This is a genomic window from Pseudomonas sp. MWU13-2862 (assembly GCF_023242495.1).
In the GTDB taxonomy this organism is placed as follows: domain Bacteria; phylum Pseudomonadota; class Gammaproteobacteria; order Pseudomonadales; family Pseudomonadaceae; genus Aquipseudomonas; species Aquipseudomonas gingeri_D.
Map to the genome: position 1 here is coordinate 191,559 of NZ_JALMEZ010000002.1, position 22,018 is coordinate 213,576.

General features: G+C 62.1%; 18 protein-coding genes. 12 read left to right on the forward strand and 6 right to left on the reverse strand.

The window, feature by feature from the left end; genetic code table 11:
* Window positions 1–206: 206 nt before the first annotated feature.
* The 3 genes from M5C56_RS04335 to M5C56_RS04345 are packed head-to-tail and all read right to left on the reverse strand — an operon-like array spanning window position 207 to window position 1,954.
* Window positions 207–866: a DUF799 domain-containing protein gene (locus M5C56_RS04335; protein ID WP_103494756.1), complete on the reverse strand. Its 660-nt coding sequence runs from the start codon at window positions 864–866 to the stop codon at window positions 207–209.
* Window positions 863–1,234 (reverse strand): DUF4810 domain-containing protein, encoded by a 372-nt coding sequence (locus M5C56_RS04340; RefSeq protein WP_103494755.1) that lies wholly within the window; start codon window positions 1,232–1,234, stop codon window positions 863–865. The genes M5C56_RS04335 and M5C56_RS04340 overlap by 4 nt, the downstream gene beginning before the upstream one ends.
* Window positions 1,235–1,270: 36 nt before the next feature.
* Entirely contained in the window at window positions 1,271–1,954 is a 684-nt protein-coding gene (locus M5C56_RS04345; protein WP_103494754.1) for a CsgG/HfaB family protein, read from the reverse strand.
* 762 nt (window positions 1,955–2,716) lie between these two features.
* Here M5C56_RS04345 and M5C56_RS04350 point away from each other — a divergent pair.
* The gene (locus M5C56_RS04350; RefSeq protein WP_103494753.1) at window positions 2,717–3,064 is read left to right on the forward strand and encodes a hypothetical protein; all 348 of its coding nucleotides are present in this window, start codon (window positions 2,717–2,719) and stop codon (window positions 3,062–3,064) included.
* Window positions 3,065–3,109: 45 nt separating this feature from the next.
* On the opposite strand, the gene M5C56_RS04355 is transcribed toward M5C56_RS04350, so the two are convergent.
* From M5C56_RS04355 to M5C56_RS04365, 3 genes are all read right to left on the reverse strand, one after another.
* Window positions 3,110–3,412: a hypothetical protein gene (locus M5C56_RS04355; protein ID WP_103494752.1), complete on the reverse strand. Its 303-nt coding sequence runs from the start codon at window positions 3,410–3,412 to the stop codon at window positions 3,110–3,112.
* Window positions 3,412–3,702 carry a hypothetical protein gene (locus M5C56_RS04360; protein WP_247263048.1) on the reverse strand — a complete coding sequence of 97 codons (291 nt, stop codon included), beginning with the start codon at window positions 3,700–3,702 and terminating at the stop codon, window positions 3,412–3,414. Before M5C56_RS04360 ends, M5C56_RS04355 begins: the two co-directional genes overlap by 1 nt.
* Before the next feature lie 297 nt (window positions 3,703–3,999).
* Window positions 4,000–4,386: a filamentous hemagglutinin N-terminal domain-containing protein gene (locus tag M5C56_RS04365; protein ID WP_247263047.1), complete on the reverse strand. Its 387-nt coding sequence runs from the start codon at window positions 4,384–4,386 to the stop codon at window positions 4,000–4,002.
* A 468-nt stretch (window positions 4,387–4,854) separates the two neighbouring features.
* Between M5C56_RS04365 and M5C56_RS04370 the strand changes: the two genes are divergently transcribed.
* The 11 genes from M5C56_RS04370 (at window position 4,855) to M5C56_RS04420 (ending at window position 21,736) form a co-directional block, all read left to right on the forward strand.
* Window positions 4,855–6,849: a methyl-accepting chemotaxis protein gene (locus M5C56_RS04370; RefSeq protein ID WP_103494750.1), complete on the forward strand. Its 1,995-nt coding sequence runs from the start codon at window positions 4,855–4,857 to the stop codon at window positions 6,847–6,849.
* Between the two features lie 138 nt (window positions 6,850–6,987).
* Window positions 6,988–7,452 (forward strand): SRPBCC family protein, encoded by a 465-nt coding sequence (locus M5C56_RS04375; protein WP_103494749.1) that lies wholly within the window; start codon window positions 6,988–6,990, stop codon window positions 7,450–7,452.
* A gap of 76 nt (window positions 7,453–7,528) precedes the next feature.
* A complete protein-coding gene (locus M5C56_RS04380; protein ID WP_103494748.1) occupies window positions 7,529–8,548 on the forward strand; it encodes an alpha/beta hydrolase in 1,020 nt (339 codons plus the stop codon).
* A gap of 14 nt (window positions 8,549–8,562) precedes the next feature.
* Entirely contained in the window at window positions 8,563–9,516 is a 954-nt protein-coding gene (locus M5C56_RS04385; protein WP_103494747.1) for a D-2-hydroxyacid dehydrogenase family protein, read from the forward strand.
* Between the two features lie 462 nt (window positions 9,517–9,978).
* Window positions 9,979–11,544, forward strand: coding sequence for a glycogen synthase GlgA (gene glgA, locus M5C56_RS04390; RefSeq protein ID WP_103494746.1), 1,566 nt, complete (start codon window positions 9,979–9,981; stop codon window positions 11,542–11,544).
* Between the two features lie 14 nt (window positions 11,545–11,558).
* Complete coding sequence (gene treZ, locus M5C56_RS04395) at window positions 11,559–13,367, forward strand: malto-oligosyltrehalose trehalohydrolase (protein ID WP_103494745.1); 1,809 nt, start codon at window positions 11,559–11,561, stop codon at window positions 13,365–13,367.
* Complete coding sequence (gene malQ, locus M5C56_RS04400; protein WP_247263046.1) at window positions 13,364–15,445, forward strand: 4-alpha-glucanotransferase; 2,082 nt, start codon at window positions 13,364–13,366, stop codon at window positions 15,443–15,445. Before treZ ends, malQ begins: the two co-directional genes overlap by 4 nt.
* Window positions 15,442–18,183: a malto-oligosyltrehalose synthase gene (locus M5C56_RS04405; RefSeq protein WP_103495075.1), complete on the forward strand. Its 2,742-nt coding sequence runs from the start codon at window positions 15,442–15,444 to the stop codon at window positions 18,181–18,183. Before malQ ends, M5C56_RS04405 begins: the two co-directional genes overlap by 4 nt.
* Before the next feature lie 16 nt (window positions 18,184–18,199).
* Entirely contained in the window at window positions 18,200–18,481 is a 282-nt protein-coding gene (locus tag M5C56_RS04410) for a DUF2934 domain-containing protein (RefSeq protein ID WP_103495076.1), read from the forward strand.
* A gap of 202 nt (window positions 18,482–18,683) precedes the next feature.
* Window positions 18,684–20,843: a glycogen debranching protein GlgX gene (glgX, locus tag M5C56_RS04415; RefSeq protein ID WP_103495077.1), complete on the forward strand. Its 2,160-nt coding sequence runs from the start codon at window positions 18,684–18,686 to the stop codon at window positions 20,841–20,843.
* A gap of 140 nt (window positions 20,844–20,983) precedes the next feature.
* Window positions 20,984–21,736 (forward strand): PIG-L family deacetylase, encoded by a 753-nt coding sequence (locus M5C56_RS04420; RefSeq protein ID WP_103495078.1) that lies wholly within the window; start codon window positions 20,984–20,986, stop codon window positions 21,734–21,736.
* The last annotated feature ends 282 nt before the right edge of the window (window positions 21,737–22,018 follow it).

Below are 22,018 nucleotides of genomic sequence, written 5' to 3' on the forward strand. Positions count from 1 at the left end.
ATCAATTCCATTTCGGAACCTCAGCCTAGTGGCGCGGCGCTCTGCGACCTATCCGTTTCTTGCTGTCACATTCAGCGATCTCTTTCATCTTGTCGCCCTCCCGAGAGGGATCAAAATGTTAAAAAGGGGGCAGTTCGCGCCTTTCAGCGCACCGTTGTACACGACCAAGCCAGGCTTGAATCGTGCCCCCTTATTTACCGCTGGCCTCAGTCCGTGCCGTACTTCGGCGAGCGCGGTCCATACAACAAACCTGCCGGATGCCCGGCGGACAACAGCCGCTGGCTGGTGATCCCGGCAATGGGATGGCTCACGTCGTTGGCACTGTTGATGATCTGCTTGACCGCTGCGGTGATCAACGCACCGACCAGACCGCCGCCACTGTTGTTATTCCCCTCCTCGCTGGAAGCCGTGGCGCTACCGGTCCAGAGCGCGGTCCCGGTCTTGAGGTCCACCAGCCTGGCACTGGCCGTCACGATGGTCGCGCTGCTGATCACCCGGTACTGCGTACCGTACTGGGTCACCGTGATGTACAAGGCCGCATCCGCGCCGAAAATTTCCTTCAGCTTTGCCGGCGAAGTGTTGTGGATGTCGGTTGGCGTGTTCAGGCCGTTCTGCTGGAAAGTTTCATCCACCAGCGCCACCGGCATGACGTAATAACCGGCTTCCGCCAGCGGAAATGTCACCTGGGACAACAGGCTGTAGGTGGCCTTGATATCCGGAGATTCGTTCAGGGGTGGCAATACCAGGATCGTCCTTGGGCGAGCCTGCTTGTAGGCCGAATAATCCATCGTCTTGGGGGCTGCGCAACCACCCAGCAGACTCACCAGCAGCAGAGCGGCCAGAGCACTCAGAAAACGCGAATTCATTGCTTGATCCCCTTCTTGGCGTTGCTCAACAAAAAGTCCATGTAAGCCGTCGACTCAGGGAACAATGCTTTCTCGGTCTGGAACTGCTGCACCATCTGGTCGTCCTTGCCAAGGCTGCCGTAGAGCATGCCCAGGTGGGCGTGATAACCCGGCGGCGCGGCTCGATTGGTGGCCTTGATCTTCTGCAAGTCGGCTTCCAGGGCCTCGACTTGCGCCTCCTTGGCCTCACCGTTGAAGTACTGGTAAACCTGAGGCTGATAGCCTTCCCACTGATACAGCGTCTTGACCTGCGGAGCGCAGCCCGCCAACAAGGCGCCGCCTGCTGCTATTGCCGCGATGTAACCTAGCAAACCGAACTTTTTACCCATGACGCGTGAAGCTCCCTGTTTTTGTTGTAGAGGTACTTATGGCCGGCCCGGTTTCCAGGCGCCGCTGTCGATCGCCTGGACCATCTTGTTCACGGCTTCACGCATGGCCAGGTCCAGGACCTTGCCGTTGAGGGTCGAGTCGTAGCTGGCAGTCCCGCCGAAACCGATGATTTCGCGGTTGGACAGCGCGTACTCACCCGCGCCCTGGCTGGAATACACCACTTCCGAGGTGACGATATTGACGATATTCAGAGCGACCTTGGCGTAGGCCACCTGGGTCTTGCCGCGCCCGAGAATGCCGAACAACTGGCGATCGCCGGTTTCCTTGCGGCCGAACTCGGTGACGTCGCCGGTGACCACAAAATCCGCGCCCTTGAGTTTCTGCGACTGGGACTTGATGTTCGCTTCCTGCTGGATCTCCGCCAGGTTGTCGCGGTCCAGCACGCTGAAGCGGTTGGTCTGCTGCAAATGGGTGATCAGGATGGTCTTGGCCTGGCCGCCGAGACGGTCGACACCATCGGAAAAGATCCCGCGCATATAGCTGGAACGGTTATCGAACTTGCCGACCGCAATCGGTGTGCGCACACCGGCGTAGGCCAGGTTGGCGGTTTCCACTTGCTGCACCGGCAAGGCTCGGGAACTCTCGGTGGCACAGCCACCGATGGAGGTCAGCGTGATCGCTGCCATCCCGAAAATGACGACCTGTGAGATTTTTTTCATGCAGCACACTCCTGGGGAAAATCGGATTTGGGGATATTGGGAAACGGGCGGACAAAAATTTCAGGCGAACAGCAAGGCAACGGCCTTCACCGTGGGCAAAGCCGGACCTGTGATCGTCAAGGGGTTATCACCGGAGGCTGCGGAAAGCGCTCCAGGGTTTTGGACGGGGAGATTTCGAAAAAACGAAGAGACTCGGGTAACGGCACGGCATGGCCGCGGGGGACCTCATCCCGAGGGTGAAAACACACATGTTCATTCCTTGAAACATTTGATATCAATTTAATGGCCGCATCATAAGGTGGTGACAATAGCGCGTCAAGAAATCGGAAGGCTGAATACGGGCCAAGCGCACAAGCCGCGCAAGGCCCTCTGCGCCGAATATCGACGATATATTCCGCAAGCTTTTTATGTGGAGAGGTAAGTGAGGCTGCGATCGGGTTATCCAACCAAGATAACTCTCTTTCCCTTGAGTGAAATTTCCTAGAAAATCCAACTCGCTTGCGCCTGCCTATTCCGCTGGCTAGTCTCCTCCTTGTCACTGCTCATCAGTGATCGGGTTTAGTCGCCCGCGAAACTACGGCGCACAGCGCCATCCTTGAGACGGGCGCTTTTTTATCGCCTGCACTTTATGGTGGTCGTGCGCAGGGCACCTTAGGGTGCGCCGGTTCCCTAGTTTCCGGTCGACTAACCTGCGCGCGGCCGCCACCCCATCGTTTAGTCGCGATCAGCGGCGGCTCCAATCAAACTAGGGAGTTATGCGATATGTTCAAAATCACACCCAACCCGCCAGCCTTATCCAGTGCCGAGGCTATCGATCCGCAGGCGGCTGAGCGGGCCTTTGCTCATTACAACCTGATGCCCGGAGCCAATCCGAAACGCGATCGGGCGACGTCGGTTCGGGATCTGTTGCCTGAAGCGCAAAGCCAGGAAGACGCCTTGGTCAACGCGTATTCCATACTGCAATCCGCTGCAGCCACCGCTTATGAAAACGCCGACAATCAGACCGGCGCAAACCGCAAGGTGGCTATGGGTGTGGTTCATCTGATTGAGCTGGCGCAGTTGTGGGTCGATTCGGTGCTGGATAAGCATATGGTTAACGTCAGTGGGTGACGTTGTGTAGCATGTGGGACGGGGAGCAAGACTCCCCTTCCCTTATTAGTATTCGAAATTAGCCTTCACTTCTCCGCCACGCCTATAAGACATAACAAATACAACCCAGCCCTCCTCCCGCTTCACGGCATTATTTTTCAACTCTCTTAGCAAGCGATACAAAATTGCCCCATTAAAATCTCTTTCAGCATCCGTCACTTCCACTCCATTCTTTTCAACTGATAACTGCTCTCGCATATATCCATCAAAAACCTCAGCTTCGTAACGAAAGGCGTCGTAGCCATTCACAATGCCTGATTCTAGCAGCGCAAAAATCTGCTTCACAAGCTCAAGATCCTCAGTAACCATCACGTTTTCTCCGGAACCACATTAGGCTCATTCAAAAAACTCAACGTCTCTGTCTTGCCGTTAACTGTATAATTCAATTCCAGAGAATCTGGCGTAACCGCCCCCAGGTTTTCTCGATCAAACTTTATGGTCGTTTGCCCCACAGCTTGATTAGAATCATTCAAAGCTGCCTTGATTTTGTTTTCATAGAAAACCTTATAAGTGGAATCATTGAAATTCTTATCATGAGGGAACAGATTAGACCCATCACAGGTACCCCCTGGCTGCATGCCTGCCAACGTCAGCGTCACGCCCTTCCTTTCCCGCTGCAGTTTGCCTCGAGTCTCTAGGAACCTTCGTGGACTCAGGTGTGAACGAAAGCTCCTCCATCATCCCTTTGCTGTTCGTCTTAAAGAACTCCCCATTATCGAGCTCGTACCGAGTATTTGGGCTTCTAGCACTCGGATTATTAAGTATCTCGTACTCATGGGATCCTTTTATGGAGTTAGCAGCATTGATTTTTACGACGGGGATTTCTGCCGCGCTCGAGCCAGCAACGTTACTCCCAACTTTCGCGTTCAGTCTGGCTCGGGCTGCCGCCATTCACTTCATTGAGAATGACGTTGGCCGCCGCCATTGAAATTCGGGTTACCGACAATGATCCCGCCCAGTTGCGTCGACTGGGTTCTATTCGTTGAGTTGTTGAGGATGACCCCATTGGCCCCGACGTTGTAGTCGCTGAACTGGTTGTGCGACAGCCCCTGGGCATTCGGCGCGGCGATATTGACGATGGGGACGCCATTACCCGCCTGACCGAGGGTCGTCCCCGGCGCATTGACCACGATCCCATCCGCCTGGGCCAGCAACGGCTGCCAGAACATCGCGTTCGCCAGAATGAACGCCAGCCCGCGCTTGGGCAGTCCCAGGAAATGTTCACGGTTTTTCAGGGCAGCAGAAGGCTGGCCCACGAGGAAGGCAAACTGACGAACATCCATGTCGGGATCTCGATGCAACGAAGGCAATGAATTGAGTTAAAAAAGCACGGCACCTCACGCCCGAGCGAACCGCTCATTGAGCAGCACCAGGTCAGGGCATGGATCGATACGGGGCTTGAGCAGGCGCTCGCAAATGCGAGTCAGCACCTTGCAGGTCGATGGTCTTGATGGAGAAACGGCGCCGTGCCTGCCTCCATATCGCAAATCCTTTTGGATAGCCTTGTGCCATCAACGGGCGCGATCATAGGGTGGCCATTTAATGGCGTCAATGAAATGTACCAATTTGTTTCAATGTAGATATATAGCTTCTGAAGGGGGAATGTCCCCCTCCATCCGTTACACCGGAATTTTTAGCGCCTTCTTGCACGATCGTACCTAAAGCTCGCTCAACCCAAGCCGATAACCGAACGAAGCCCTGACTCGATCAGGTGACCGAATAATAAAAGCCGCTTTGCAAGGACAGGTCCCATGCCTATGTTCCGCACGATCCAAGCCCGCTACACGCTGTTTCTGGTCCTGTTCGTCCTGCTGCTGTTCGTCCTGACCGTGGTCGGCATCAGCCAGTTGGTCGCGCCCACGTTGCGCAAGACCGAGGAACAGGTCGTACTCAACCGCGTGGCCGAAGTGGCCGAGCAGATCAAGAACGAGTTGAACAAGGTCCAGGCCCAGCAACGCAGCATCACCCAGACCATTCCCCTGCTCGACAGCGATACCATCGACAAGGTCCTGCCTGGCCTGGTGGATCAGTACGGTGAACTGAAGGTCTTCGGCGGCGGCATCTGGCCCCTGCCCGGCCAGCGCACGCCGGGGCGGAACAAGCACAGCACCTTCTGGCACCGCGATGCCAACGGCCAGTTGCAGGTCAATACCTTCTGGAACAGCGCCGAAGCGCCCAACTATTACGAGCAGCCCTGGTACAAGGGCGGCATGGCCACCCCACGCGGCCAATGCGCCTGGGCAGCCGCCTACAAGGATGACGCCAGCCAGGAGCCACGCACCAACTGCGCCATGGCCATCCAGCGCGACGGTGCGCCCTACGGCGTCTCGACCATCGACGTGACCCTGGGCTTTTTCAACGACCTGGTGGCGCGCAAGGAAAAAGACATCGGCGGTGAAATGCTGATCGTCGAAGCCGACGGCAAGATCATCAGCAACAGCACCCATATCAACAGCCCGGTGGTGCTCAAGAACATCGGCGACCTGGCCGGCAGCTCGGCCTTCGCCGCGCAGGTCAAGACCGCCCTGCAAAACCGCGACGCCGCGTCCCACCGCGTGGAATTCGACAACGACGGCGTGGCTAGCACCTTCTTCATGCGTCCCATCGAAGGCACCCCCTGGTTCCTCGCCACCGCCCTGCCGACCCAGTTGATCACCGCCCAGCGCGATGACGTGCTCAATACCCTGGCCCTGCTGCAGATCCCGATGATCGTGCTGCTGGTGCTGTTGCAGGTGTATGCCATCCGCCAGTTGATCAACCGGATGCGCGCGCTCAAGACCAATATCGACGCATTGTCCGCCGGCGATGCCGACCTGACCCGACGCATCACCATCCGCGCCGAGGATGAGCTGGGGGCCATCGGTCACTCGGTGAACCGCTTTATCGTCTACCTGCAGAACATGATCGGCGAAGTCACCCAGGCCACCGGCGACATGGCCTCCAGCCTGGACAAGCTGCAACAGACCTCGGCCCATACCAACCAGATCCTCACCCGTCACGCCTCGGAAACCGAGCAGACGGTCACCGCCATCACCGAGATGAGCGCCACCGCCGACACCGTGGCCGAGAATGCCGCCGAAACTGCGGCCTTCACCCAGCGCGCCAACGAACACGCCGACCGTTCGCGGGTGGTGGTAGGCGAGGCTTCCAGCAGCGTGGTCGCGCTGATCGACGAAGTGTCCAGCGCCACCCACAAGGTCGAGAGCATGCAGCAGGACGCCCAGCGCATCACCGAGATTCTCGGGGTGATCGGCGCCATTGCCGGGCAGACCAACCTGCTGGCCCTGAACGCCGCCATCGAGGCCGCCCGCGCCGGCGAGCAGGGTCGCGGCTTTGCGGTGGTGGCCGACGAGGTTCGCGCCCTTGCCGCCCGGACCCAGGCCAGCACCTCGGAAATCAACGAGATGTTGACCCGCCTGACCCAGGGCGTCAGTTCATCGGTAGCGGCCATGGAAAATACCCAGGCCAGCTGTCAGTCCGCGGCCGACGCCACGGCGCGGGTCAACGCCGGGCTCGATGAGATGGCCGGCTCCGTCAGCCATATCAACAGCCTCAGCACTCAGATCGCCACGGCCGCCGAACAGCAGAGTTCGGTGACCGAAGAGATCAACCGCAGCATGGTGCAGATCCGTCATATGGTCGAAGAACTGGTCCAGAGCGGCCATGCCACCGATGACAACACCCGCAGCCTGCTGGACGCCAACAACCGTGTCAGCGCGTTGATGGGCCGCTTCAAGGTCAAGTAAACCCCTGCCGGTCGTGCCTGCCTCTGGCGGGCACGACCGCCGGTCTTGTACCGATTTCGTACATTACGAAATATTTTGTATCACCTATGCTCATCATTGTTTCCGCCCTTTAACAAGGAACGCAGTCGGAGCAGAGCTATGGAACAACCTTCTTTCCAGCCTTATGCCAAGACGCTCAGCAACGAAATCTACATAGAAGCCGATATCGAGACGGTCTACGCCTACGTGACCCAGCCCGATCACTGGCATGAATGGCACCCCACCTCCGTCAGCGCCGATAACGGCATCCATGGCCCCTTGCCCAAGGATCATCGTTTCACCGAAATCATCGACCTGCTGGGTCTGCGGATCGAGATGAACTATCGGGTCGTCATCGCCGAGGCCCCGTGTGAGTTCAAAATGGCCTTCACTTCTTCGGTGGTCGATGGCTGCATTTACTACAGCTTGTTGCGTGACGGCCATGGCACGCGATTTATCCGCACCTTGCAGTACATCACCGAACTGAACCTCGGCGGTTTGCACGCTCGCATGGCCGAACTCTCGACCCGGGCGATGGACAATCTCAAGCATCTGTTGGAAATGCCGCAGCGCTCTACCGCCTGACGCCCGCGGGCGCATCCGTTAATCCAGGGTTAATCGCCGGTCACCAGCATCGCTGAGATTCCTCTGGAGATCCGATATGTCCAATGCCCGCGCGCTCATGCTCGGCGGCCTGTTCCTGGCCGCGTCCCTGCCTGTCCTGTCCCACGCAGCCGAAGGCCCGGCCTATGGCCCGGAACTGCAAGGTTTCGAATACCCTTATCCGGTCCAGCATTTCGCCTTCCAATCCCAAGGCAAGTCCCTGCAGATGGGCTACATGGATGTCCCGCCCAGCGGCAAAGCCAATGGCCAGAACATTGTGCTGATGCACGGCAAGAACTTCTGCGGGGCCACCTGGGACTCGTCGATCAAGGCCCTGAGCGCCGCCGGCTACCGGGTGATCGCCCCGGACCAGATCGGTTTCTGCACCTCCAGCAAACCTGACAGCTACCAGTACAGCTTCCAGCAGCTGGCCAATAACACCCATGCCCTGCTGGAAAAACTCGGTATCGAGAAAACCCTGATCCTGGGTCACTCCACCGGCGGCATGCTCGCCACCCGCTATGCCCTGCTCTACCCGCAGCAGGTCGAACGCCTGGCGCTGGTCAACCCCATCGGCCTGGAAGACTGGAAAGCCCTCGGCGTACCCTATCGCAGCGTCGACCAATGGAACGAACGCGAGCTGAAGCTCAACGCCGAGGGCATCCGCAATTACGAACGCAACACCTACTACGCCGGACACTGGAAACCCGAGTTCGACCGCTGGGTCGATATGCTCGCCGGCCTGAACAAAGGCCCCGGTCACGTCGCGGTCGCCTGGAACTCGGCGCTGATCTACGACATGATCTTCACCCAGCCGGTCTACTACGAGTTCAAGGACCTGAAGATGCCCACCCTGTTGCTGATCGGCACCGCCGACACCACGGCCATCGGCAGCGATATCGCACCACCCGAGGTCAAGGCGCGGATCGGGCACTACGACGTACTCGGCAAACAGGTGGCGAAACTGATCCCGCGCTCGACCCTGGTGGAATTCCCGGGACTGGGTCACGCCCCGCAGATGGAAGAACCGGCGCGTTTCCACAAGGCCCTGCTCGAGTGGCTGGCCAGCCAACAATAATGAGGAAAGAGTGAATGACCCTACAGATCGCGGTAATCGATGACTGGCAAGGCGTGGCCGCCGAGGCGGTGGACTGGAGTGCCTTGAATGCCGTGGGCCAGGTCAGCTTTCTCCACGACTACCCGGCCGATACCGCGACCATGGCCGAGCGCCTGGGCGGTTTCGAGGTGATCTGCGTGATGCGCGAACGCAGCCCGTTCAACGAGGCCCTGCTGCGCCAACTGCCGCGCCTGAAGCTGCTGGTGACCGGCGGCATGCGTAACGCCGCCCTCGATATCAAGGCCGCCAACGCCCTGGGCATCCAGGTCTGTGGCACCGACAGCTACAAACAGGCCGCTCCGGAGCTGACCTGGGCCCTGATCATGGCCGCCAACCGCAACCTGCTCAAGGAGGCCAACTCCTTGCGCGCCGGGCACTGGCAGCAAGGCCTGGGCGGCGACCTGTATGGCAAGACCCTGGGCATTCTCGGCCTGGGCAGCATCGGCCAGCGCATTGCCGGCTACGGCAAGGCCTTCGGCATGCGGGTCATCGCCTGGAGCGAGAATCTCACCGCCGAACGCGCCGCCGAATCCGGCGTGGAGTACGTCAGCAAGGCCGAGCTGTTCAAGCAGGCCGACCTGCTCTCCGTGCACCTGGTGCTGAGCGAGCGTTCCCGTGGCCTGGTGGACGCCAAGGCCCTGGGCTGGATGAAACCGTCGGCCTACCTGATCAACACCGCGCGCGGGCCGATCGTCGACGAACAGGCACTGATCGCGGCCCTTGAGCACGGCCGGCTGGCCGGTGCCGCCCTGGACGTCTTCGAACAGGAACCTTTGCCCGCCGACCATCCGTTCCGTACCCTGGACAATGTCCTGGCTACGCCCCATGTCGGCTATGTCAGCCAGAACAACTACCGGCTGTTCTACAGCCAGATGATCGAGGACATCCAGGCCTGGGCCGCCGGACAGCCAATCCGCCTGCTGAGTTAAACGCGCGACGGCCTGGGTGGCGCAGTTGCTGCCCAGTCACCAGCGCACCATTCTAGAGCACCCGAACTTCGACCCCGCGCCAGTAGCGTGCAGCCGTTCCGGGGCAGCCCTCCCGGATCGCCTGTGACATAGATCAAATGCACCGCACTTTCCCAACATTCGTCTAAACAACGCCCTCCACGGCGGCAACATCTCTCCTACACTGACTTTCGGGCTTGCTGACCGCTCAGTCATTTTGATGAAAAAAAGTCGAAACTTCTGAAACCGCGGTCGGTCAGGTTAAAGGTAGGGCGTCTGTTCCGGGTGTTTGGCGGGCAGGCGCTTCCCCACTCTTTCTTGCCTCCGTGCGACGTGCCTGCTTCGCCCAGTCGCCCGGAACCGGTGTGTCCGACCAAAGGAAGCGGTTTGGGCACGCTGTATGAAAGAAAGGAAGAACCAGATCAAATAAGACGGGAGAGACACATGATCAGCGCTGCGTTGGAAACTCAGGGAGAGCATTTGAATCAGGCCAGCGAAGCGGTCCCCGTGTCAGCCCCCTTGGCGGGAGGAAAGCCTGTGTTGACGGCCCCCGCTGTCAATCCCAACAAGAAAAAGGTGCTGTTCGTCACCTCCGAGTTCGCCGACCTGGTCAAGACCGGCGGCCTGGGCGACGTGTCCGCCGCCCTGCCGCGGGCCATGCATCACCTGCACGATGTGCGGGTACTGATCCCCGGTTATCCGCAGGTGATGAACAGCGATAACCCGATTCATATCATCGGCGAACTGGGGGGCCATGCCGCACTGCCGCCGTGCAAGATCGGCCGCATGGACCTGCCCGACGGCCTGGTGATCTACGTGCTGATCTGCCCCGAGCTGTTTGAGCGGGAAGGTACGCCCTACGGCGCCAACAACGGGCGCGACTGGCCGGACAACCATATCCGCTTCGCCCGCCTGGGCCTGGCCGCCGCCGATATCGCCGCCAACCTGGCACAGATCCACTGGACCCCGGACCTGGTCCACGCCCACGACTGGCCCGCCGGCCTGGCCCCAGCCTATATGCACTGGCGCGGCCAGCGTACCCCGACCCTGTTCACCATTCACAACCTCGCTTATCAGGGCGTGGTCAGCCTTGCCTGCTGCCCGGAACTGGGGATCCCACCCCATGCCCTGCAACAGGAAGGCATGGAGTTCTACGGCAAGCTGTCGTTCCTCAAGGCCGGCATGGCCTACTCCAGTCATATCACCACGGTGAGCGCCACCTACGCCCAGGAAATCACCACGCCGCAATTCGGCTGTGGCCTGGACGGTTTCCTGGCCAGCAAGACCCACCAGGGCCTGCTCAGCGGCATTCCCAACGGCATCGACGAAAGCTGGGATGCCGCCACCGACAGCCATCTGGTCCACCCCTTCAGTCCGGGCGACTGGGAAGGCAAGGCGGTCAACGCCGCCCATGTGCGCAATCTGTTCGGCCTCGATCCCTCGACCGGGCCACTGTTTGCCGTGGTCTCGCGGCTGGTCTACCAGAAGGGCCTGGACCTGACCGAAGCGGTCAGCGAAATGATCGTCGCCGAAGGCGGCCAGATCGCAATCATCGGCCGTGGCGAACCGGAAGAGGAACAGGCCATGCGCCAACTGGCCCTGCGTTTTCCAGGCCGGATCGGGGTGCGCATCGGCTTCAACGAAACCGATGCCCGACGCATGTTCGCCGGCAGCGATTTCCTGCTGATGCCCTCGCGTTATGAACCCTGTGGCCTGAGCCAGATGTACGCCCAGCGCTTCGGCTCGCTGCCGGTGGCGCGTAACACCGGCGGGCTGGCCGACACCATCGAGAACGGTGTCACCGGCTTCCTGTTCGACGAGTCCACCGTGGAAAGCTATGCCCAGGCGCTGCGCCGGGCGTTCAAGGTGTTCGCCTATCCGCCATTGCTCAACGCCATGCGCTGCCGGGCCATGGCCGCGCCGTTCAACTGGTGCAAGGCGGTGGAACCCTACGCCGAGCTGTACCAGAACCTGGTGACCAAGTCCCGGAGCAGGTCGGGCCAGCACTGAGGAGGTCTTCATAGATGCCGTTACGGACTCTGGAAACCTGGCCTCATGGCGCGACCCTGCTGGACGCCGAGCACACCCGCTTCGCGCTGTGGGCACCGGACGCCTATTACGTCAGCGTCGAACTGGACGATGGCCGCTCACTGGCCATGCTACCGCAGCACGACGGCTGGTTTGTCCTCGAGGCCCGCTGCCCGGCCGGCAGCCAATACCACTTCCATATCGACGGCGAGCGGCGGGTGCCCGACCCGGCCTCGCGGCGCCAGGTCGGCGATGTGCACGGGCCGAGCCAGGTGGTCGATTCCCTGGCCTACCACTGGCAGCACAAGGACTGGCAGGGGCGGCCCTGGCACGAGGCGGTGATCTACGAGCTGCACGTCGGCGTCCTCGGCGGCTATCGCCAGGTCGAAAACCAACTGGCACGCCTGGCCGAACTGGGGGTGACCGCCATTGAACTGATGCCCCTGGGTCAGTTCCCCGGCGAGCGCAACTGGGGCTACGACGGCGTGCTGCCCTATGCGCCGCATGCCGCCTATGGTTCGCCCGAAGACCTCAAGCACCTGATCGACACGGCCCATGGGCACGGCCTGATGGTGCTGCTGGACGTGGTCTACAACCACTTCGGGCCGGACGGCAATTACCTCGGCCAATACGCCAAGGACTTCTTTCGCGACGACCAGCAGACCCCCTGGGGCGCGGCGATCGATTTTCGCCGCCGCGAAGTCCGCGACTTTTTTATCGACAACGCCTTGATGTGGCTGCTGGAGTACCGTTTCGACGGCTTGCGCCTGGATGCCGTACACGCCATCAACGACAGCACCCTGCTCCACGAACTGGCACAGGCGGTTCGCCGCCAGGTGGACCCGACACGACACGTGTGGCTGACCCTGGAAAACGAACGCAACCAGGCCAGCCTGCTGGAGGAATCCTTTGACGCCCAGTGGAACGATGATGGCCATAACGCCCTGCACGTCCTGCTGACCGGCGAGACCGACGCCTACTACGCCGACTATGCCCGGGAAACCACCACCAAGCTGGCCCGCTGCCTGAGCCAGGGCTTCGTCTTCCAGGGCCATCCCGACCGCCACGGCCATAGTCGTGGCGAACCCAGCGCGCACCTGCCACCCAGTGCCTTCGTGCTGTTCCTGCAGAACCACGACCAGATCGGCAACCGGGCCCTGGGCGAGCGGCTCAACCAGCTCTGCCCGGCCCCGGCCCTGCGGGCGGCCACGGTGCTGCTGCTGTTGTCGCCGATGATCCCGTTGCTGTTCATGGGTGAGGAAACCGCTGCCCGTGAACCCTTCCTGTTTTTTACCGATCACCACGGTGAACTGGCCGACGCGGTGCGCGAAGGCCGTCGCGCGGAATTCTCCGATTTCCCGGCCTTTGCCGACCCGGCGCGCCGGGCGCATATTCCCGACCCGAACGCCGCCGTCAGCTTCAACGACTCGCGACCCGACCTGAACGACGCCAGCGACGACTTCAACCGCCAGGCCACCGTACACCTCTACCGCCAGCTACTGGAGCTGCGCCACCGTGAAATCATCCCCCGGCTCCCCGGTGCCCATGCCCTGGGCAGCGATGTCCTGGCCGACGGCGCCCTCAGCGCGCGCTGGCGGATGGGCGACGGCAGCCTGCTGCGCATCGACCTCAACCTCAGTGCCGAGTCCGTCGGCCATCACCCACCCAGCCAAGCCCGTTTAGTGTTCGAAAGCACCGCTGGCGCCAGTCGCCAATTGGATGAAGGTCATCTGGCCCCCTACTGCGCGCTGGTTACCCTGACCCCCGGGGACGTCCTGCAGTCACCCACCGGAGAGCACCCATGAACGACGCGCAACTGGAAATACTCGCCAGCCGGGCCGGCCTTGCCGTCGATTGGATCGACGCCAATGGCCGACCACAGAAAGTCCGGCCCGAGGTCTTGCGCAAGGTCCTGGCCGGGCTTGGCCATCCCGCCGACACAGAACAAGCCATCGAGAACAGCCTGCTGGAACTGCAACTCGTCCAGCAACACAAATACCTGCCGCCGCTGCTGACCGCGGACGTCGGCAAGAGCCTGGACCTGGCCCACTACTTCGCCGCCGACACCGCTTGCGAAGTACATCTGGAAAACGGCACGGTCCTGCACTTGCACCTGGACCAGGACGCGGTGCTGCCGGGCAAGATCCCGGTGGGTTACCAGACGGTGCATATCGCCGGCCAGCACTTCACCCTCGCCGTGGCCCCGGCCCAATGCCACAGCGTGGCGGCGGCCACCGATAGCGCGACACCCCGCGCCTGGGGACTGACGGTCCAGCTGTATGCCCTGCAACGCGTCGGCGACGGCGGTTTCGGCGACACCCTGGCCCTGGAGAGCCTGGTCCGCGCCGCCGGCGAACGCGGCGCCGACGCCCTGGCAATCAGCCCGATGCACGCCATGTTCAGCTGCGACCCGCAACGCTACAGCCCCTATTCGCCGTCCAGCCGGCTGTTTCTCAACAGCCTTTATGCGGCGCCGGAAGCGATTCTTGGCGAACAAGCCCTGCGCCAGGCCATCGACACCACGGGACTGGCCGATGAACTGCGGCAACTGGAAGCGCTGCCGCTGATCGACTGGCCCCGTGCTGCTCGCGCCAAGCAGCGCCTGTTACGCGCGCTATACGACGACTTTCGCCTCGGCACCCACCCACTCGCCACGGACTTCGCGCACTTTCGCCAGGCCGGCGGCGAGGCCCTGGAAAATCACTGTCGCTTCGAAGCCCTGCAAGCGGCCTGCACCGCCCGCGGCGAAAGCACCGACTGGCGACACTGGCCCACGGCCTGGCACCATCCCGACAACCCGGCCCTCGCCACCTTCGCCGAGGAGCAGGCCGAGGAGATCGGCTTCTACGCCTTCAGCCAATGGCTGATCGCTCGCAACCTTGAGCGCGCGCAAAACGCCGCCCGGGACAGCGGAATGGGCATCGGCCTGATCGCCGACCTCGCCGTAGGTGCCGACGGCGGTGGCAGCCAGGCCTGGAGCCGGCAGGACGAACTACTCGCCGAACTCACCGTCGGCGCACCGCCGGATATCCTCAACCGCGCCGGGCAAAGCTGGGGCATCTCGGCTTTCGCCCCGGAGGGCTTGAAGCGCCATGGTTTCCGCGCCTTTATCGAAATGCTGCGGGCCAACTTCGCCCATGCCGGCGGCCTGCGCATCGACCATGTGATGGGCCTTCAACGGCTCTGGGTCATCCCCCTCGGTTCACCACCGAGCGACGGTGCCTACCTGTATTACCCGGTGGACGACCTGCTGCGCCTGCTGACCCTGGAGTCCGCGCGCCACCAGGCGGTGGTGCTTGGCGAAGACCTCGGCACGGTACCCGAGGGCCTGCGGGAAAAACTCAGCGCCCGGGCCATCCTCGGCATGCGCGTGCTGTTGTTCGAGCAGGAATACGGCCATCGTTTCCGTCCCATACTCGACTGGCCGGACGACGCCCTGGCCATCACCAGCACCCACGACCTGCCGACCCTCAATGGCTGGTGGCATGCACGGGATATCGACTGGAACGTCCAGCTCGGGCTGATCGATGACAGCACCGCCGATCACTGGCGCGAGACCCGTCAGCACGAACGCGAGGGCCTGCATCGCGCCTTGAGCAACGACCCGCAGAATTTCCGTGACGAATCCCACGAGACCGATCAGGTCCTCGACGCCAGCGTGCGCTTCCTCGGCCATACCCGCGCGCCCCTGGTGCTGCTGCCGCTGGAGGATGCCCTCGGTGTCGAGGAACAGGCCAACCTGCCCGGCACCCTCGACAGCCACCCCAACTGGCGTCGGCGCCTGCCGGGCGACAGCAGCCAGTTGCTCGATGATGTCGACGCTGCCCGTCGTCTCGAACTGCTGGCCTGCGCCCGCCTCCAGGCCGCCGAGCGTGATCGATGAAGCCAGCTTTACGTGCGACGGTGCGCCTGCAGTTTCATAAAGGCTTCAGCCTGGATGCCGCCGTACCGCTGGTGCCCTACTTCGCACGGCTGGGTATCAGTCATCTCTATGCCTCGCCGTTGCTCACCGCGCGCGACGGTTCCATGCACGGCTACGACGTGGTCGATCCGACCCGGGTCAATCCGCAGCTGGGCGGCGAACCGGCCTTGCGGCGTCTGGTACAAGCCCTGCGCCAGCACCATATGGGCCTGATCCTCGACATCGTCTCCAACCACATGGCCGTCGGTGGCGCGGACAATCCCTGGTGGCTGGACCTGCTGGAATGGGGCAGGCTGAGCCCCTACAGCGAGTTCTTCGATATCCAGTGGCACTCGCCCGATCCGTTGCTCGAAGGGCAATTGCTCATGCCGTTCCTCGGCAGCGACTACGGCGTGGCCTTGCAGGAAGGCAGCATCCCGCTGTGCTTCGATGCCGAACATGGCGGTTTTCATATCGAGCATTACCAGCATCGCTTTCCCATCTGTCCCCGGGACTACGCGCAGATACTGGCCAACCTGCCCGAACTGGAAACCCTGGCCGGGCACTTCAAGGCCCTGAACAACCTGCCCGACGCCTATGCCCAGGCACAGCTCCTGCGCGCCGAACTGGCGCAACGCCGCGACCTGCATGACGCCATCGAGCAGAACCTCGCCCGCTATGATTCACGCCAACCCGAAGGTTTCCAGCGCCTGCACCGGCTGCTGGAGCGCCAGCACTACCGCCTCGCCAGTTGGCGCACCGCCGCCGACGATATCAATTGGCGGCGCTTCTTCGATGTCAACGAACTGGGCGGCCTGCGGGTCGAGCGCCCGGCGGTGTTCGAGGCCACCCACCAGAAAATCTTCCGGCTGATCGAGGACGGCCTGGTGGACGGCCTGCGCATCGACCATATCGACGGGCTCGCCGACCCACGTGGTTATTGCCGCAAACTGCGCCGACGGGTCGAGCGCCTGGTCCCCGGGAAGCATCTGCCGATCTATGTGGAGAAGATCCTCGGCCAGGGCGAAAGCCTGCACCGCGACTGGCAGGTGGACGGCACCACCGGCTATGAATTCATGGACCAGCTGTCGTTGCTGCAACACGACCCCCATGGCGAGCAGCCCCTGGGCGAACTCTGGAGCCGTCTGAGCGAACGCCCGGCTGAGTTCGCCGAGGAAGCCCGGCTGGCCCGCCAGCAGATCCTCGCCGGTGGGCTCGCCGGCGACTGCGAAAGCGTGGCCCAGGCCCTGCTGCAAGTGGCCCGGGACGACCTGATGAGCCGCGACCTGACCCTCGGCGCGATTCGCCGGGCCTTGCAGGCACTGATCGTGCACTACCCGGTGTACCGCACCTATATCAATGCCCAGGGTCGCCCGGCCGAGGACGAGGTGTTTTTCCAGCAAGCCCTGGCCGGAGCCCGCACCACCCTCGGCGAGGCCGACTGGCCGGTGCTCGACTACCTGCAACAGTGGCTCGGCGGACAACCCTGGCGCCAGCGCCCACCGGGCCGTCAGCGCAAATTGCTCAAGCATGCCTGCGTACGCTTCCAGCAACTGACCTCGCCGACGGCGGCCAAGGCCGTGGAAGACACCGCGTTCTATCGCTCGGCGGTGTTGCTCTCGCGCAACGACGTGGGTTTCTCCACCGAACGCTTCAGCGCACCCGTGGAAGACTTTCACACGGCCAACCGAACGCGCCTGAAACACTTCCCGGACAACCTGTTGACCAGCGCCACCCATGACCACAAGCGCGGTGAAGACAGCCGCGCGCGCCTGGCGGTGCTCAGTGAAGTCGGCCCGTGGTACGTTGAACAGGTGCAATGCTTTCGCGAGTTGGCCCAAGTGCTGCGTAGCGATCCCCAGGCCCCGTCGGCGGCGGACGAGCTGATCCTCTATCAGGCATTGCTGGGCAGTTGGCCGCTGACGCTGTCGAGCGACGATTCGGCCGGACTGCGGGATTACGCCAAACGTCTCTGGCAATGGCAGAACAAGGCGCTGCGCGAAGCCAAGCTGCACAGCAGCTGGAGCGCACCGAACGAAGCCTACGAGCAGGCCTGCCACGACTTTCTCGAAGCGCTGCTGACCTGCCCCGTCGGCCTGCCGCTGCGCCGGGCCCTGGTCGCCACGCTGGAAAAAATCGCACCGGCCGGTGCGCTCAACAGTCTGGCCCAGTGTTTGCTGCGCATGACCGTACCGGGTGTGCCGGACCTGTACCAGGGCAACGAGTTCTGGGACTTCAGCCTGGTGGACCCGGACAATCGCCGGCCGGTGGATTTCACCGCCCGGCAACAGGCGCTGCAACACTCGACATCGCCCAAGGCGCTGTTGACGGACTGGCGCAGCGGGCGGCTCAAACAGGCCTTGATCGCCCGTACGCTGGCGGTTCGGGCCGAACACGGGAGGGTCTTCAGTCGCGGCGATTACCAGCCGTTGGACGTGCTCGGCAAGCAGGCCGAATACGTAGTGGCCTTTATGCGCAGTACACCGACGCAGCGGGCCATTGTGATCGTACCCAGGCTGGCGGCCGGACTGCTGGCCAGCGATCAACTGCCGTGGGTACCGGCACCGGTTTGGGGCGATACGCGGGTCAAACTGCCGTTCGCCGCACCGGGCGGCAAATTAAAGGGACTTTTCTCGATGTGCGCAGTCACACCCCATAACGAGCTGATGGTTGGTGCGGCACTCGGAGATTTCCCGGTCAATCTCTTTACCCAAAATTGAGTTCAGGAGCATGGCGATGAGTACCGACGAAAAACGTATCCGTGAGTTTGCTTATCAGATCTGGGAATCGGAGGGCCGCCCCGAAGGTGAGGAGGCCCGGCATTGGGAGATGGCGCGCAAGCTGGCGGAAGCCGAGGCACTGGCGCCGAAAAAGCCGACAGCGGCCAAACCCGCCGCCAAGCCCAAGGTCGCCAGCAAGCCGACGGCGGCCCCGAAAGCAGCGCCGAAGCCCGCGACCGACGCCAAACCCGCCGCCGAAAAGAAACCGCGAGCGCCGCGCAAGCCGTCAGCCAGTTGAGCCGTGTACGGTATTGAAGACACCACCCCCCTGTAGGAGCAGGGCTTGCCCGCGAAGAGGCCCTTGAGTCTTGCGTCGCGCATCCGGACGCCTTCGCGGGCAAGCCCTGCTCCTACAGGTACGTGGTGTTTGCTGGATCGTATTGCCAGCATGACCCTTCGGTTCGTACACCGCCCCACCGAACACACCCGCAGGAGCGCCCATGACCAAACCGAAAAAGCCCGACCCCACGCCCGAAGCCCAACCCTCGCGAATTCGCGAGGGCCTGCCCTTCCCGCTGGGCGCCACCTGGGATGGCCTGGGGGTCAACTTCGCACTGTTTTCCGCCAACGCCACCAAGGTCGAACTGTGTCTGTTCGACGACAGTGGTGAAGTCGAACTGGAACGCATAGAACTGCCCGAGTACACCGACGAAATCTTCCACGGCTACCTGCCCGACGCCCATCCCGGACTGATCTACGGCTACCGGGTGTACGGTCCCTACGACCCGCAGAACGGCCACCGCTTCAACCCCAACAAACTGCTGATCGACCCTTATGCCAAGCAGTTGGTCGGCCAGTTGAAATGGTCCGAGGCACTGTTCGGCTATACCATCGGCCACCCCGACGCCGACCTCAGCTTCGACGAACGCGACAGCGCGCCCTTCGTGCCCAAGAGCAAGGTCATCGACCCGGCCCACACCTGGGGCCACGACCAGCGGGTCAATGTGCCCTGGGAACGCACCCTGCTCTATGAAACCCATGTGCGCGGCATCAGCATGCGCCACCCGGCGGTGCCGGAGGCGGTGCGCGGCACCTTCGCCGGGCTGATGGTCGACGAAGTGCTGGAGCATATCCGCAAGCTCGGGGTGTCCTCGGTGGAGCTGCTGCCGATCCACGCCTTCGTCAACGACCAGCACCTGCTGCAAAAAGGCATGACCAACTACTGGGGCTACAACAGCATCGCCTTCTTCGCCCCCGACCCGCGCTACCTGGCCAGCGGCAAGATCGCCGAATTCAAGGAAATGGTCGCGCACCTGCACGAAGCCGGCCTGGAAGTGATCCTCGACGTGGTCTACAACCACACCGCCGAAGGCAACGAGCAAGGCCCGACCCTGTCCATGCGCGGCATCGACAATGCCTCCTACTACCGCCTGATGCCCGACGACAAGCGCTTCTACATCAACGACTCGGGCACCGGCAACACCCTGGACCTGAGCCATCCCTGCGTGTTGCAGATGGTCACCGACTCGCTGCGCTACTGGGCCACGGAAATGCACGTGGACGGTTTCCGCTTCGACCTGGCAACCATCCTCGGGCGCTATCACGATGGTTTCAACGAACGCCACAGTTTCCTCGTCGCCTGTCGCCAGGACCCGGTGCTGAGCCAGCTCAAGCTCATTGCCGAACCCTGGGACTGCGGCCCCGGCGGCTATCAGGTCGGCGGCTTCCCGCCGGGCTGGGCCGAGTGGAACGACCGTTTCCGCGACACCGTGCGCGCATTCTGGAAAGGCGACGACGGCCAGCTCGCCGACTTCGCCAAACGCATGACTGCCTCCGGCGACCTGTTCGACCAACGCGGTCGACGCCCCTACACCTCGATCAACTTCGTCACCGCCCATGACGGCTTCACCTTGCACGACCTGGTGTCGTACAACGACAAGCACAACGAAGCCAACGACGAAAACAACCAGGACGGCACCAGCAACAACCTGTCCTGGAACCACGGCGTCGAAGGGCCCACCGATGATCCGGCGATCAATGCCTTGCGCCTGCGGCAGATGCGCAACTTCTTCGCCACCCTGCTGCTGGCCCAGGGCACGCCGATGATCGTCGCCGGCGACGAGTTCGCCCGCACCCAGCACGGCAACAACAACGCCTATTGCCAGGACAGCGAAATCGGCTGGGTCAACTGGACCCTGGACGACGACGGCAAGTCGCTGCTCAAGTTCGTCAAGCGCCTGGTCAAGCTGCGCCTGGCCTATCCCATCCTGCGCCGCGGACGCTTCCTGGTCGGCGACTACAACGAACAATTGGGGATCAAGGACGTCACTTGGCTGACGCCGGACGGCCAGGAAATGACCACCGACCACTGGCACGACGGCAACGGCCGCAGCCTGGGCATGTTGCTCGACGGCCGCGCCCAGGTGTCCGGGATTTCCCGTACCGGTGCCGATGCAACCTTGCTGATTGCCGTCAATGCCCACCACGACGGCGTCAATTTCCGCCTGCCGGAAGTGCCGCAAGGTCTGGACTGGACGTGCGTAATCGACACCAACGACCCGCAGGTCAAGGGTCAGGAGCGTTTCGCCTTCAACAGCGAATACACCCTCACCGGGCGTTCGCTGGTGATGTTTGAATTACAACGTGACGAAGAAAACTGACGTTTTTTCAGCAATAAAGGTCGCATTCCGGTCTGTATGGGCGATACTCACCCACGCATTACCGGGTCGCCAGGCGACACCGAACGCATCAGGGCTGATGGAGGATGCGTGCAAGTCCACACAAGGAAGTGATAAATATCATGAGAATCCAAGCTGCACGCAACGAAGTTGCACCGCTGATCTGGAACTCGCGGCAGTTGGCCCGTGTCCCGACCATTGGCCTGCACCGCCTGATCCGACCCGGCGCCCGGGTGGTCGTGATCGCCCCTCATCCCGGTGACGAAGTGCATTGTTGCGGCGGCCTGCTGCAACTGCTCGCCACCCTCGAACATCCGCTGCTGTTGATCTCGATTACCGACGGCAGCGCCCTGTACCCTGGCTCCACCCTGTGGCCTTCGAGCCGCCTGAGCGTGGTCTGTCCCCAGGAAAGTGCCGAAGCCCTGCGCCGCCTGGGCCTGGAACTGCACCGGCTGAAATGGATTCGCGGCGGCTTTCGCCATGGTGCACTGGAGCAACAGGAACAGCCGCTGAGTCAATTCCTGCGGCGCTACCTGCGCTCGGGCGATGTGGTGCTGACCACCTGGCGCGAAGACGGTATTGCCGATCATGACAGCGTTGGCCGGGCCGCCGCCCAGGCCTGTGCCGCCAGCGGCGCCACACTGTTGGAGATACCCGTGCATGCCTGGTTCCGGCCCTTGCGCGACGAAGGCCTGCTCCCCTGGCATCGGGCGCGCAAGATTCGCCTCGACACCTGGGGCATCGCCCGCAAGCTGCATGCCGCGCACGCCTACCACAGCCACCTGCAAGGCGATCCGGAACTGGGGCTGCCACCGGTCCTGGTACCGGCCCTGCTCGAACGGGCACGGCAACCGTTCGAGATAGTGTTTATCTGAGAAACACGGGAAAAGCGCCTCTTCCGGGGCTTGCTCAGATCCAGCCTGAATAGACTAAATAGCCGATTGATCAATGACTTGAAAAACCTGATCAAACCAATCTATTTATTCGCTATTTTCTTGACGTCGACCTGCACCTCTCCTTAGCTACAAGTGACTACCCCCGGTTTTAAAACCCAAGGGGCAAGCCTTCGGCCCCCCGCCAAAGCGGGTCGCCGAGGGTTTGCCTCGATGATTTCGGCCGTCCCTCGTTCGGGGGCAGGAGAGACGCTAATGCAGGTA

Bases quoted from the DNA above. Each gene is read 5' to 3' on its own strand.
- M5C56_RS04335 (WP_103494756.1), bottom strand. From the start codon at position 866: ATGAATTCGCGTTTTCTGAGTGCTCTGGCCGCTCTGCTGCTGGTGAGT.
- M5C56_RS04340 (WP_103494755.1), bottom strand. From the start codon at position 1,234: ATGGGTAAAAAGTTCGGTTTGCTAGGTTACATCGCGGCAATAGCAGCA.
- M5C56_RS04345 (WP_103494754.1), bottom strand. From the start codon at position 1,954: ATGAAAAAAATCTCACAGGTCGTCATTTTCGGGATGGCAGCGATCACG.
- M5C56_RS04350 (WP_103494753.1), top strand. From the start codon at position 2,717: ATGTTCAAAATCACACCCAACCCGCCAGCCTTATCCAGTGCCGAGGCT.
- M5C56_RS04355 (WP_103494752.1), bottom strand. From the start codon at position 3,412: ATGGTTACTGAGGATCTTGAGCTTGTGAAGCAGATTTTTGCGCTGCTA.
- M5C56_RS04365 (WP_247263047.1), bottom strand. From the start codon at position 4,386: ATGGATGTTCGTCAGTTTGCCTTCCTCGTGGGCCAGCCTTCTGCTGCC.
- M5C56_RS04370 (WP_103494750.1), top strand. From the start codon at position 4,855: ATGCCTATGTTCCGCACGATCCAAGCCCGCTACACGCTGTTTCTGGTC.
- M5C56_RS04375 (WP_103494749.1), top strand. From the start codon at position 6,988: ATGGAACAACCTTCTTTCCAGCCTTATGCCAAGACGCTCAGCAACGAA.
- M5C56_RS04380 (WP_103494748.1), top strand. From the start codon at position 7,529: ATGTCCAATGCCCGCGCGCTCATGCTCGGCGGCCTGTTCCTGGCCGCG.
- M5C56_RS04385 (WP_103494747.1), top strand. From the start codon at position 8,563: ATGACCCTACAGATCGCGGTAATCGATGACTGGCAAGGCGTGGCCGCC.
- glgA (WP_103494746.1), top strand. From the start codon at position 9,979: ATGATCAGCGCTGCGTTGGAAACTCAGGGAGAGCATTTGAATCAGGCC.
- treZ (WP_103494745.1), top strand. From the start codon at position 11,559: ATGCCGTTACGGACTCTGGAAACCTGGCCTCATGGCGCGACCCTGCTG.
- malQ (WP_247263046.1), top strand. From the start codon at position 13,364: ATGAACGACGCGCAACTGGAAATACTCGCCAGCCGGGCCGGCCTTGCC.
- M5C56_RS04405 (WP_103495075.1), top strand. From the start codon at position 15,442: ATGAAGCCAGCTTTACGTGCGACGGTGCGCCTGCAGTTTCATAAAGGC.
- M5C56_RS04410 (WP_103495076.1), top strand. From the start codon at position 18,200: ATGAGTACCGACGAAAAACGTATCCGTGAGTTTGCTTATCAGATCTGG.
- glgX (WP_103495077.1), top strand. From the start codon at position 18,684: ATGACCAAACCGAAAAAGCCCGACCCCACGCCCGAAGCCCAACCCTCG.
- M5C56_RS04420 (WP_103495078.1), top strand. From the start codon at position 20,984: ATGAGAATCCAAGCTGCACGCAACGAAGTTGCACCGCTGATCTGGAAC.